The following is a 13,027-nucleotide window of genomic DNA, read 5'->3' as shown; positions in this document are numbered from 1 at the left end:
AGTTATGCACGAGCGTAATGCTCATAACTTCCCCTTAGACTTGGCTGCTGGTGAGTCTGCTCCTGTTGCTCTTACTGCTCCTGTCATCAACGGCTAATTTGGTTAGCGTTTCTAATCATTTAAGCTAATTTGCAAGCGGTGTAACCTTCGGGTCTACGCCGCTTGTATTTGGGAATTTGCCAGATCCGGGTCAAACTGGATCGCTACTAAAAACCCCTCAGGTATAACACCTGAGGGGTTTTTAGCGGGTTGGTTGCTTTGTTGGAGTCGTTTACGGAGTTGTTTGCGTTGTTTTTTCAGTTGTCTGAGGCGGGCGGCAGAGCGTTTAGATTTATGATTGCGTTGCCGACCGCGGCGGGGAGACTCCCAAGATTTCATTCTCATGGCGGCCCATATGGATTAGAACTGTGTCCGCTATCCTAGCAAATGTTTAAAATTATTGAGAAGCATAGAAAAACGAATATGGTGATCTCGCTGGCGAATCAACCTCAAGCAGCAATCTGGAAATGGCAGGGGTTTTCAATTCAATATCAATATGCCGGGAAAACGGGTCCAGCAGTAATCCTCATTCACGGATTTGGCGCGTCTAGTGGTCATTGGCGCAAAAATATGGCTGACTTGGCTGAACACCATCGTGTCTATGCATTAGATCTGATTGGGTTTGGGCAATCATCGAAGCCCAAACCGGGGCCGTTGGTTCCTGGCCAGAGTATTACCTATGAGTTCGAAACATGGGGCCAGCAAATCGTTGATTTTTGCCAAGACGTGGTGGGCGACGCAGCGTGCCTTGTCGGCAATTCGATTGGCAGTATTGTGGCGTTGCAGGCAGCCGCATTAGCGCCTCAACTGGCAACCAGTGTGGTCATGCTGGACTGCTCGTTACGGTTGCTACACGATCGCAAACGGGCTGATTTACCCTGGTACAGAAAGTTCTCAGCGCCATTGTTCCAATCCGTGCTTTCTGTGAAGCCGATTGGTCATTTCTTTTTTCATCGGTTGGCCCGTCCACGAACGGTGCGCCAGATTTTGGAGCAAGCCTATGGCCGAACGGAAGCTGTGACTGATGAACTCGTAGATTTGTTGATTCAGCCTGCTTTAGATCCAGGGGCTGCTGATGTTTTTCTGGCCTTTATCAACTATTCTCAAGGCCCCCTGCCCGAAGATTTACTGACTGCAGTCAGTTGTCCCGTATTGTGCATTTGGGGAGCAGATGACCCTTGGGAGCCTGTAGAACTCGCTCGCGAATTTACCCAGTTCCCCATGGTTAAAGACTTTATTGTCCTAGAAGGGGTGGGTCACTGCCCTCAAGACGAAGATCCGCATCAAGTCAATCAGATCGTCAGTAACTGGATTGCAAATGGAACCCAGACCAACAGCCCTTGATAAACCGTTATCCCGCTATAGTCGCTCCCGATAGTCACTGAGTATGGGTGAGTCGGTGATGGGTGAAAGTCCCTCTAACCCCTTGACTAAAGAAATAAATGAATACTCCTCCGAACCCCAAAGCAAAGACTTTAGTAGCCCCATCATCTGGACCGAGGACAGCGCTCAAAGTACTCAAGATCCAATACGCCAGCATTAGTACTGCACAAGCTCTTATCTTTTTATAAATACCAAAAGTAAACCCCGCAATCAGTAATACAGCAATCCATAAAGAGTTACTGTCTTCTACTTCAGCGAGGGCAGCAATCAGCGTGATGATAGCGGACACAAGACCCGCAATCCAGGCCCGTTTTATCTGCTGATTAGCCTCTTCTAATGCTTTAGCTGGGGGGGATGATAAGGGCGGTTGAGAAAGAGGATCGCTATAGCTCGGAGTTTGAATATCTGTAGAGGGCAAACCCGAGGAAACTTGAGGGCTGGAGGAAGAAGTGAATTGGGGAGGTTGTGCGTAGTCAGGTGGCGGTTCAGACGGGACCTGGATATCAGTAGGAGGGACGTTGGATGACGGAAAAGGAGGAGGTTGAGGCGGTGAAACGGGTGGCGTTGATGGATAAGGCAGGGGGGATGGACTGGGAGCTTGACTCACTTCAGTTTGCTGGCGAGATTGCTCTAAGTCTTGATCAAGATCTCGTAGACGTTGCAGAATCATCTGGGTGTTGGCAGGTCGGTCTTTGGGTAACCGAGCCATTAAGTCATCGACTAAATTGGCGAAGGGCGGAGAAATATGGGTGGCTAACGCTTGCCATCGGCATTGGTCATTGTAAGGGTCATACATACTACTGTCCGTCGGCTCTTTGCCGGTGAGTAGATAGACAAACGTACGCCCTAAGGCAAAGAAATCTGACTGCATGACGGCTTGTCCATTCATTTGCTCAGAGGGGGTAAATCCCATGGAATGGATGCCTGTGACCCTTTGCGCTCCTTGCTTTTCCATATAAGTTTGGGTGACGGCTCTGACTGCGCCAAAGTCGATCAACACAAGCTGCCCATCCGGGCGCAGCATAATGTTGGATGGTTTGATATCCCGATGGAAAAATTGCTGGGCATGCACCTCGTTCAGAATGATCATAATTTGTGTCAACCATTCCAAGGCCAGCTGTTCACTAATGGGTCGAAATTGGCGCTGTTGCATATAGCCGCATAGATCAAGCCCCTCTACTTTTTCCATGATCAAGCAGTGTAGGGCAGTTTGGCTGTCCCGTGGCCAGAAGATAAAGTGACCATCGGTGTCGACATGGGGAATGCCTGGGTGATGCAGCTGGCTCAGAACCTGTGCTTCTCGAGTAAATAATTCAACGGCTTTGGGTTGTTGATCGGTCAAGACCTTAAGCACTTTAGGAATTCCACTGTTGCTGGTGCCTGTGGTTCTGGCAACTTCTCGTACTTCATAGGTTTTACCAAACCCACCTTGACCAATCAATTTAGTCACACGATATCGGCCTTCCAGGAGGAGTTCTGATCCACAGGTTTGGCAAAAAACACTGTCATCAGAATTGTCTGGCTTGGAACATTGAGGTGCAATACAGAGGGTCATATTTACACGTCGATCTCAGTGATTGAGAGCATATTACTCTTCCTTTAAGTCTGGCAAAAAAGCTCGGTGAGGCACGGGCATGTCATACATATTGAAGATCTACATGAGGATGACCGGAGTCAATAAGTTTATCAAAAATAGGCTAAAATTGCGTTTGAGTTAACATCAATATCTCAAAAGATCATGCATGCAAACGCAACTTTTGCGGTGAACAATCGAACTATGGAGTAGCAGTTGGTGAAGGGCCAATCAAATGATCCAGATGTTTTAAAGCTACTAAAGCTAAACCAATACTGAGGGCAAGTCCTCCCCAATAAATATCAATCAAGGGCTGCTGTTGATCGAGGGCTAAGCCCCCAAGCGCTGGCCCCAGAAAATAGCCGACGGCCCAACACAAAGAGTTGATCGAGAGATAAACCCCTCGAATCTCGATAGGTGCTAAATCAGCGACGAGGGATGAGGCAATGGGCATATAGGCGACGGTTGCGATCGCAAGTACACCTAAACCCGCAATGGCCCATAGCAAAGCCTTTTGGCGAGCCAGACCTGTCATCCCGATCAACAAGAAACCGATCCCCCATAGTCCCACAGAAATCATTAGCCCCTGGGGATAGCGCCATCGCCGTAGATACCGGGCCACAGGCAGTTGACTCACTACGCTCACGCCCAAATGCCATGAGAATAACCCCGTAATCACAGCTTCTGAAAGCCCAATCCCTTGCTGAGCAAAATTTTTGAAATAGAGGGGCAGCGTGCTATGAATTTGGGCTAAATAAGTCGTAATCAAAATATTGGCAACAATATAAATGCGTAATCGTCGATCCTGGCTAGCGATGATCCAACCTTGCCAACCCTGACGACCCCGCGTATGGGGATGGGCGGTTTCGGCAATTGTAAAATAGGCTACCCCCCAAAAAATCACAAAGGAGACAGCATCAATCATAAATAGGGCACGATAGGCATGGGTGAGGGTAATCCAAGCTCCGCCTAAAATCACCCCCAACCCCAATCCGGCACTATCGGCAAATCGGGTAATGGTAAATGCTTCCTGGCGCTCTCTTCCTTCGCTTAAGTCGGCGATAATAGTTTCTGTCGAGGGCCAATATAAGCCAACCCCCAAGCCCATAACGATATTGCCTACGACCAGCATCCAAAACGATTGTGCGATCGCAATAATACCGGCTGCGATCGCCGAAATCGATAACGACAATAGCAGCGTTCGCCGCCGCCCCCATTGGCGAGAATCCGTCATTGATCCGCCTAAAATCCGTCCAACGATGCCAGATACCGAAGCACTACTGATCGCAACCCCAACTGAGGTTGCCGTTAACCCCACTTGATTAACAAAGAAAATTTGCAAAAAATAAAGCGTAAATCCGGTCCCCATCTGCGACAGCAACCGACCCACCGCCAAAATCCAAACCTGAGGATTCAAGTGGGGAATCCAGCGCGTCCACTGCTGGGAGAAGAAAAATTTCATTATGTTAGGCTTCCTCAGAATAATAGACTGAAGTAAGGGTGAATAGTGAGGTTTATGGTGGCGAAATTTCTCTTGATAACCGATTTGGATAATACGCTAGTCGGTGATCGACATGCACTGGAACAGTTGAACCAAGCGCTAATGAAAGCGCGGCAATCTCAAGCTCTCTTGCTCGTCTATTCCACTGGACGGTCCTTAGCGTCTTATAAGCGGTTGCGCGCCAAAGAGCCTCTATTGGTTCCCGATGCGCTCGTCACTTCTGTGGGCACCGAAATCTATTATGGCGGTAGTACGACGCCGGATCCCGATTGGTCCGCCAAATTAGATCAAGGTTGGCAGCGAGACGATGTGCTGTCCATTACGGCCCACTTTAATGATTTAGTCCTACAGCCTGAGGCGGATCAAGGTCCCTACAAGGTCAGCTTTTACCTATCTTCCACCCTGGCGACCGATCTGCTGCCACGATTAGAAGTGGCCCTTCATATTCGGGGATTAGACGTCCAAGTGGTGTATAGCGGTGGTAAGGACTTAGATATTCTGCCACTGCAAGGGAATAAGGGACATGCCATGCAATTTTTGGGTCACCAATTTCAGGTCTCCCCTGAGCAAACGGTTGCCTGCGGTGATTCTGGCAATGATCAATCATTCTTTCGTGCGGGTCAGGAACGGGGCATCATTGTGGGGAATGCCCGTCCAGAATTGTTGACTTGGTATCAAGAGAGTGCAGCCGATCACCATTACCTGGCCAAGGCAAATTGTGCAGGCGGTATTTTAGAAGGGCTTCGTCATTTCGGCTTCTTAGCATGATTGGTTTTCTACACGGAACGGTGGTCAGTCTCCAGCAAACCAGCACTCACCGAACCGTATTAACCCTAGACGTGAACCATGTGGGGTATGACCTCTACGTTCCGGGTCGCATTCGTCAGCATCTGCCCACGGATGATGCTGTAATGCAAGTGTTTACGCACTTGCAGGTTCGAGAAGATCAAATGGTGTTGTTCGGATTTGCCTCGATGGCGGAGCGCGATCTGTTTCGTCAGCTAATCGCCGTTAGTGGGATTGGGCCTCAGTTAGCGCTAGCGCTGATTGACACCCTAGGGTTACAAGACTTGGTACAAGCGATTGTCAATAGTAATACTAAGTTGCTAGCAAAAACACCAGGCGTAGGAGCCAAAACTGCCGAGCGGATTGCCTTAGAGCTACGGTCAAAATTAGCAGAATGGCGCGATCAAGCAGGACTCAAAACATTACCCAGTGCAGGGCCAATTGACAGTGTGCAAGAAGATGTGGAAATGACCCTGTTGGCACTCGGATATACCAGTCAGGAAGTGATGCGGGCCTTGCAGGTCGTGGGCCAAAATACGGCTTTAGCTAAAAATGCAGACACAGAAGCCTGGATTCGAGAAGCCATCGCCTGGCTGAGTCAGCCGCTGGCGTAACTATCTATGTTTTCTTGAAGGATTCAGAACTCGATTGAATTCGGTGAATGTTTTGAGGTATATCAGCAGTTGATTGATCTAGTAAAACCACCATGAACGGGTTACCCGATTCAGATTTCTTTGGTGAAATTGAGCAGGTACAAGCTCCTTGGGCAGGCGGCACGATTCACTTACCGGTCTTCTACTATGATGTTGCCACGCTGACTGTGCAATTTTTGGCATCCATTGACCGCATTCGTCCGTTGTTACCTTCGCCCAGAATGCAACCGTTTCGAATTACGCCCTGGCACTGTGTTCTAGCGATTTCTGCTCTAGCCTATCGAGACTGTGATATTGGTCCTTACAATGAGGTCTCAATTGGTATACCGATGACGCTGGACGAACCGTCTCCTGTCTTGACAGGCATCCTCCACCCAGTCCCCACCGTTCCCAAGGTTTACATTCGTCATTTACCGGTATCTACAGAAATAGCCCGTCGGGCAGGGGTTGAATTTGCTGGCTATCCCAAGTTTGTAGCAAAGATCGTCTTTGAGCAGGACGGGAACTGGATTCGATGCCAGCTCCACCAGGATGATCAGCATATTCTCACGCTATCGGGTCGAGAGGGAAAGCTCACTCGTGCTTGCCGCTCACGCACTCAACCCGTTTCGGTTCGGCGTGGATATATGCTGTCAAGCGAATGGATCGTCAGCGAACGACTTCAGTTTCAAAGTAGAGGGTCAAAGGATGCCCAGCTTGAACTGGGCGATCACCCTATTGCTCAAGAGTTGCAGGCACTAAAGTTGGACAGGATGATCGGCTATCAATATGCCCCCCAATCCCAAGGCATTCTGACGCCTGCTAACGAGAGTTTTAAAGTCTAAGTGAGGGATAGGCTAGGAAATATTCTTAACGTTAGTCAAAAAAAATTAGAGAAAATTTTCCAACACGATAACACTTGCCAATCTGGAAATTGAATTTAGGGTTTTCGTTTCTTTAAAGACTATATTCACAATCATTCTAAGTTTTTCTTAAGAATGCAGCGCTATACGGAAGCTCAAGTTCTCTAACTTGACATTACAGTTGTACCCTTCTCGAGATGCCGATCTACATAAAGAGGGATAGCACTCCCATGCCCCCCCACGAAGTACATTTTTTTTGAATGCCTCTTCATCATTAGGCCAAGCCTCTGCGGTATTGGGTGCTCCTACATAATTGTTATGCCATCGATCTAAACACCATTCCCAAACATTGCCATGCATATCATATAAACCAAAGGCGTTTCCAATTTGAAAGTGATCGATGGGGGTTGTCTTCTGCCTGTATTCTCCAATCTCTCCAGGGCCATATGTTTCCCTGGCATCGTAGTTAGAGTACTGAGCAGAAAGGGTGGCACCAAAGTGAAAGGGGGTTGTTGTGCCTGCTCGGCAGGCATATTCCCATTCTGCTTCTGTAGGTAAACGATAGCTACGTCCTGTTCGCAAGCTAAGACGTTCACAAAATTCCACAGCATCATTCCAAGAAATTTGTTCAACGGGATTATGATCGCCTTTGAATTTTGATGGGTCTGGGTCCAGATCTTGATTCACTCGCTCATATTGAGCCACAACCCACCATTGTGCTTGAGTGATGGGATATTGCCCCATCCAAAAGTTAGGGACGCTAACGTGATGCTGTGGCCCTTCAGAGTCTTCTCTTTCTTCTTCGTCATCAGGAGAACCCATCATAAATTCTCCTCCTGGAATTTGAATCAATAGGAGGTCTACTGTCTCATCAAGGGTTTCTTGTATAGCCTGCACTTGAATTTTGGATCGTTCGATTTTGAGTTCGGGTGGGTGGGTGCTAGCCAGTTCAGGATACATAGGGCATCAAGGAATGCGGATGGGGCAAAAAGCGAAAGGCACGAGCGCAATAAGGGCGAAAGGCACGGGAGTCATCGGGGCGCGAGCACGATACGAAAACCGACGAGGCTGAATGTGACGACGGGATAATCGTGGTCACGCGTGGCAGACCGACAGTACCCCGGATTGTAGCTCCAAGACCCGCCGCGTAGGACACGCTTTGGATGCTCGTCTTTAGTTAACCAAGCACTACCATCCGTCGGGGCATTCTCATAGCTCTTATGACTATGGTCCAGACACCATTCCCAAACATTGCCATGCATATCTGAAAGGCCGAAGGGGTTGGTCATCTCAAAATAGTTAACAGGGGTTGTTTCTCTTCGATTTTTTCCTTTAGTGCCGTCACCATAGGTATAGGAACCGTCATAGTTAGCAATATAGGTTGAAAGGGTTGAACCACAATAAAAGGGCGATTGAGTACCCCCTCGACAAGCATATTCCCATTCTGCTTCTGTGGGGAGACGATAGGTATATTTAGAGTAGGCAGTGAGACGATCGCAAAATTCTACGGCGTCATACCAAGACACCTGCTCTACGGGGTTTTGATCACCCTTGAAGTAGGATGGTTCTGGCTCTAAATCTCTATTCACTCGATCAAACTGTGACACTGCTCGCCATTGTTCTTGAGTGACTGGGAAACGCCCCATATAAAATTTTGAGATTTCAACTGGGTGTTGAGGACCTTCTGACTCTTTTCGTTGCAGTTCAGAGGCCGGAGAACCCATGATAAAGGTTCCTGCGGGGATAAGGACCAGCTCTACTTCAATCCCATCACTAAGCGATTCGGTATACAGCTTGGTTGTGGCTTTTTGGCGATAGAGGTAGGAGGTGGCCATCTGTCAATTCCTTAGCATTGGACAATAAGGCGGGGGATACAAACTTTTCGGCACCTGGCTTACTAAGCTCATACCCCTCAGGGTATTTTTGGATGCTGTTGCATCGGTGGAACAGATCTTGACTCCTCAAGGCTCTCCCAATGGATTCCCATCCACTGGCCCTGGCACGGAAGAGTCATCGGGACGCGAGAACAATACGAAAACCAAGATCATAGAGCGTGTAGTCGGGATCGTAGCGGCTGCGCGTGGCAGACCGACAGATCCTCGGAAGGTAGTTTCAAGACCCGCTGCGAAGGATACGATCTACTTTCTCGTCATTGGTTAACCAAGCGCTGCCATCTGTAGGAGCATTGTCGTAGTTCTCATGCCAATGGTCCAAACACCATTCCAAAACATTGCCATGCATATCGCATAGACCAAAGGCGTTACCAGTCTGAAAGTGATCAACAGGGGTTGTCTTCTGCCGGTATTCTCCAACTTCTCCAGGGCCATAAGTTGCTTCGGCGCGGTAGTTAGAGTACTGAGCAGAAAGGGTGGCACCAAAGTGGAAAGGGGTTGTGGTGCTTGCTCGGCAGGCATATTCCCATTCTGCTTCTGTGGGTAAGCGATAGTTACGTCCTGTTCGTTGGCCCAAGCGATCGCAAAATTCGACAGCATCATACCAAGAGACTCGCTCAACGGGATTCCGATCACCTTTGAACGTTGAAGGGTCCGGGTCCAGATCTCGATTCACCCGCTCATATTGAGCCACGATTCGCCATTGCGCCTGAGTGATGGGATATTGCCCCATCCAAAATCGAGGAACCTTTACAGAGTGTTGTGGCCCTTCTCTAGCTTGTCGCTCTTCCTCATCATCAGGAGAACCCATCACAAACGCTCCCTCTGGCACCAGTACCAACTCAAGCGCCACCCCATCAGACAATACTTCCTTGACATACGTGATGTCGTGAGTCTGGCGTTTAAGACGAATATTTGGATTCCCAGAACTAGAAGCAGTTACCATCTCAATTCACACAATGTATCTAAAACAAATGTCTCAAAAGGCAAAAGCGCAAGAAGGGCAAAAGGCACAGGAGTCATCGGGACGCGAGCACAATACGAAAACCGATGTCGCTGCTCGTGACATCGGGAGAGTAGTGGAGACGCGTGGCAGACCGACAGAGCCACGGATCGTAGTCCCAAGACCCGCCGCGAAGAATACGATCTGTATTCTCATCATTAGTTAACCAAGCACTACCATCCATCGGGGCCTTATCGTAGTTCTTATGCCAATGGTCCAAACACCATTCCCAAACATTGCCATGCATATCCGAGAGACCAAAGGCATTAGCAAGATTCAACTCTGTTACAGGAATTGTTTTGTCTCTAGACCTCCCTCTTGGGCCTTCCCGATAGGCTGAACCACTGTAGTTAGCAAGTTCTGTCGTGATCATTTCCCCAAGATGAAAAGGGGTTGTGGTGCCTGCTCGGCAGGCATACTCCCACTCTACTTCCGTGGGGAGACGATAGTTGCGTCCCGTTCGCTGACTCAGGCGATCGCAAAATTCTACGGCATCATACCAAGACACTCGCTCAACAGGATTGAGATCGCCCTTAAAGCTAGACGGATTGGGTTTCAGCATTTGTTCAACTGGTTTCATGGTAGCTACCTGCCGCCATTGAGCTTGAGTCACAGGATAACGACTCATGTAGAACGCAGACACATTCACTGGGTGCTGAGGTTTTTCAGATGAATAACCATCCTCATCCTTGGAAGCGCCCATCATAAACGTCCCCGCAGGAGTTGACACCATCTCAAGAGTAATATCCCCTCTTACCAACTCTTGAAAGCATTGAGCTTTAGACTCCTCATAGGTGATAAGCCAATCAGATTTACCTCGCTGAATATGAGCAATGCGGATGAGGAACGTTTCTAGCTTGAGAGTGGGGTGTTCGGTATCAACCTCAAAGGTAATTCCCTCCACAGTCTTTTGCTTGGGTATAAGTTCTCCTCCTACTAATTTGAATGAGCCCACCTCAGCCTCAATTAGGGTGGGCTCACTGGGCAAGGAAAGAGGATAGACGTATTCAAAATCTGAGACTTCAACACCACTGGGGAAGTTTTGCTCTTCAGTTTCATCCGAAGAATCTTTATTTGCAAGATCCTGACCCTGTTTCCGATACCGATAAGCTACGGCTGAATTCAGAATCTCCTCACCCTTACGAGCAAATTCTCCCCCCCAAGTTTTTAGAATGGCTCCTCTAACTTCGGCAAAATAATGGTGCCGATCCATTTCCACAGTCTGTTCAGATCCTGCTTCATTAGGAACGAGGGCAGGAAAATCACGGGGACTACCATATTTTTCCTCTACAAAGGTACTAATTTCTCGGTGGACCTGGGCAGCTTGTTGGACGGAACTGGTGTTTAACAACAGCTCTCGAACACCAGGGATAAACTCATACCACCGATCCGTAACGGCGGCTTGTGGGTCTCCCAAGGCAGACCGTCGAATAAGACCACTAAAAAATACTTCTGCAAGATGCCAATGCTCACTCCCATATAAGAATTGCTGCTGAGCAAGACGCATCACCGGAGGGATAAGGGGAACTGCAGCTAAAACAGTTGCTAACTCCCTTGCTTCGGGGCTAGCATCCCGATTAAAGGCCCTTAGCCGTTCTTCAGGGGTTTCATTCTCCATCACACCAGCAGACGGCTCCACCTGTTTCTGACCATCAGAAGTTGGAGGCTGCTGCTTAATCAGTACACCTTGCATAGATCCGCCACCCCCCGTAACAAACTTGGCCCAGGTATTAAGGTGGAGTGCGGACAAATTCAGAATGGGAAAACGATATAAACTTTGTCTCGTTCTGACACGCACGGTTTCTCTTAATTTAGCATTCGCACACCCTGGATGACTGGCAACTAAGGGGCGCAAAATGGCATCCTGCATTGCCGTCCGATGCCACAGATCCTTATGGAAAACATGAGCTAGAGCAACATGGTGTTTTTCACCCAAGAAAGCCAGGTATTTAAATGCTGCGCCGGAACGCCATGCCTTCCCTAAGGTATCAGTCACCACAAGGAATAACTGATCGCGTCCTGGTGCTAGCAAGCTCCGAATATCCGTTTCGTCCGGATCTCCTCCCGCATATAGCTGAGGTCCCTCATGACGATCTGTCTTTAGCTGCCAGACTCGGACATCTCGAAAGATACCTTGCCACTGGAAAAGCATCGCTACAGCCTCGGCCAGATCGCCCCAAAAATCCATTGGGGGTGAGCGATCAACCAGAATATGCAAATCAAACCAACGCTTCAAAGGCGGGCAATAAGCGGGCAGCGGTAGACCATCCGCTTCGGCTGTTTGCTCGACGGTCTTGTCAATATCTAATTCGCTAGCGACAGAGGCTGGAACCCGTTTAGCTAGCGGCAGCAATGCCTTACCCAAAACAAACGGCTGTGGCAAGGGGAAAGGATCTGGAGCCCTTACAGGAGAAGCCCTTTCAGTGGTCGGTTTTGCAGTTCGCTCCTGAGCTTGCGAGTCAGGTTTAGGCGGATCAACCATGACCGGAACCCGTTGTTCTGATTCATCTGGTGGTCGGACGGGTAAAGTTTCTGAAGGGTCTTGGCGGACATCCTCAGACCCCTGCTGAAGTGCTGAGGGGAAAGAATCTCGCGCTGATTCCTGTGCATTAGGGACGGGGGGGGCAAGGATATGGCGCATATTGGCATAGCACCATAGCAGTTCAACCACTTCTTGTTCATTAGCTTGCCAAGGGGAATGATCTCCTGCCATAAATCCGCCCTCCGTTAGAGAGGTTTGAAGATGGAATCTAATAATTCTGTTCGGTCAGTTGAGTTGACATCCTTCCCTTGCAGAAGAAGATACACCGCATTGAGTAGTTGATCCGTTGCCAAGTTAGCGTTTTTATTTTTAATCCGTCCCAAAAAAGATTGAATGAGTTCTCGGGCAGGTTCATCCAGTTTGTTCAGAGTATCAGCATCAAAACGATTTTTCAGGATCTCATACAATCCATCCTCTGTACTCGGCTGTTGAAGAGGTAATCGTAAACACCGTCGCAGGAAAGCAGGCGGAAATTCCCTAGCCTCGTTACTCGTCATAAATACGAGGGGGAATTCAGTACATTGCACAAATCCTTGCGGAATCGCGACTCTATCACCAGGTTTAGTATTTTGAGTCCGATAGGGAAGGACCTCTTCTGTCTCACTTTGCAACCGAGCTAATTCTGGAATTTCAAAAAAGCCTTCTTCAAAAATATGAAGTAGATCGTTGGGCATGTCGATATCACTCTTGTCTATCTCGTCAATCAACAGCACCGCTGGCCTCCTTGGCTTTGAGGCATAAAAGGCCATCCCCATTGGCCCCAACCTCAAATAATTGCCAACATCAGGCGGCATAATTTCGCCTTGTTCACCC

11 protein-coding genes and 2 pseudogenes are annotated in these 13,027 nt (G+C 48.7%); 5 read left to right on the top strand and 8 right to left on the bottom strand.

Annotated elements, in window-relative coordinates; genetic code table 11:
* Window positions 1-97 (top strand): annotated as a pseudogene (locus tag Q0986_RS22805) (photosystem Q(B) 2 domain protein); the annotation flags it as partial.
* Between the two features lie 56 nt (window positions 98-153).
* On the opposite strand, the gene Q0986_RS00375 reads toward Q0986_RS22805, so the two are convergent.
* Window positions 154-378 (bottom strand): hypothetical protein, encoded by a 225-nt coding sequence (locus Q0986_RS00375; RefSeq protein WP_299402166.1) that lies wholly within the window; start codon window positions 376-378, stop codon window positions 154-156.
* An 84-nt stretch (window positions 379-462) separates the two neighbouring features.
* Between Q0986_RS00375 and Q0986_RS00370 the strand changes: the two genes are divergently transcribed.
* Window positions 463-1,383, top strand: a complete 921-nt coding sequence (locus Q0986_RS00370; RefSeq protein ID WP_299402164.1) for an alpha/beta fold hydrolase — start codon at window positions 463-465, stop codon at window positions 1,381-1,383.
* Between the two features lie 34 nt (window positions 1,384-1,417).
* Here the strand turns inward: Q0986_RS00370 and Q0986_RS00365 are convergent, their stop codons facing one another.
* Window positions 1,418-2,977 carry a serine/threonine-protein kinase gene (locus tag Q0986_RS00365; RefSeq protein ID WP_299402162.1) on the bottom strand — a complete coding sequence of 520 codons (1,560 nt, stop codon included), beginning with the start codon at window positions 2,975-2,977 and terminating at the stop codon, window positions 1,418-1,420.
* A gap of 220 nt (window positions 2,978-3,197) precedes the next feature.
* The gene (locus Q0986_RS00360; protein ID WP_299402160.1) at window positions 3,198-4,457 is read right to left on the bottom strand and encodes an MFS transporter; all 1,260 of its coding nucleotides are present in this window, start codon (window positions 4,455-4,457) and stop codon (window positions 3,198-3,200) included.
* Between the two features lie 57 nt (window positions 4,458-4,514).
* On the opposite strand from Q0986_RS00360, the gene Q0986_RS00355 reads away from it, so the two are divergent.
* The 3 genes from Q0986_RS00355 (at window position 4,515) to Q0986_RS00345 (ending at window position 6,759) form a co-directional block, all read left to right on the top strand.
* Window positions 4,515-5,264 (top strand): sucrose-phosphate phosphatase, encoded by a 750-nt coding sequence (locus Q0986_RS00355; protein ID WP_366918473.1) that lies wholly within the window; start codon window positions 4,515-4,517, stop codon window positions 5,262-5,264.
* Window positions 5,261-5,896, top strand: coding sequence for a Holliday junction branch migration protein RuvA (gene ruvA, locus Q0986_RS00350; protein WP_299402156.1), 636 nt, complete (start codon window positions 5,261-5,263; stop codon window positions 5,894-5,896). The genes Q0986_RS00355 and ruvA overlap by 4 nt, the downstream gene beginning before the upstream one ends.
* A gap of 92 nt (window positions 5,897-5,988) precedes the next feature.
* On the top strand, window positions 5,989-6,759 hold the full coding sequence (locus Q0986_RS00345) for an acetoacetate decarboxylase family protein (protein WP_299402154.1): 771 nt from the start codon (window positions 5,989-5,991) through the stop codon (window positions 6,757-6,759).
* A gap of 147 nt (window positions 6,760-6,906) precedes the next feature.
* Here the strand turns inward: Q0986_RS00345 and Q0986_RS00340 are convergent, their stop codons facing one another.
* The 5 genes and pseudogenes from Q0986_RS00340 to Q0986_RS00320 form a co-directional block, all read right to left on the bottom strand.
* A complete protein-coding gene (locus Q0986_RS00340; RefSeq protein ID WP_299402152.1) occupies window positions 6,907-7,737 on the bottom strand; it encodes a formylglycine-generating enzyme family protein in 831 nt (276 codons plus the stop codon).
* Between the two features lie 71 nt (window positions 7,738-7,808).
* The gene (locus Q0986_RS00335) at window positions 7,809-8,612 is read right to left on the bottom strand and encodes a formylglycine-generating enzyme family protein (protein ID WP_299402150.1); all 804 of its coding nucleotides are present in this window, start codon (window positions 8,610-8,612) and stop codon (window positions 7,809-7,811) included.
* Window positions 8,613-8,889: 277 nt separating this feature from the next.
* On the bottom strand, window positions 8,890-9,615 hold the full coding sequence (locus Q0986_RS00330; protein ID WP_299402148.1) for a formylglycine-generating enzyme family protein: 726 nt from the start codon (window positions 9,613-9,615) through the stop codon (window positions 8,890-8,892).
* Window positions 9,616-9,688: 73 nt separating this feature from the next.
* On the bottom strand, window positions 9,689-12,385 hold the full coding sequence (locus tag Q0986_RS00325) for an SAV_2336 N-terminal domain-related protein (protein WP_299402146.1): 2,697 nt from the start codon (window positions 12,383-12,385) through the stop codon (window positions 9,689-9,691).
* A 14-nt stretch (window positions 12,386-12,399) separates the two neighbouring features.
* Window positions 12,400-13,027: pseudogene (locus Q0986_RS00320) on the bottom strand (ATPase); the annotation flags it as partial.

The organism is Acaryochloris sp. IP29b_bin.148 (assembly GCF_028285565.1).
Lineage (GTDB): Bacteria > Cyanobacteriota > Cyanobacteriia > Thermosynechococcales > Thermosynechococcaceae > Acaryochloris.
Note: the sequence above shows the minus strand (reverse complement) of the source record. Positions and strands in the feature narration are given on the sequence as shown.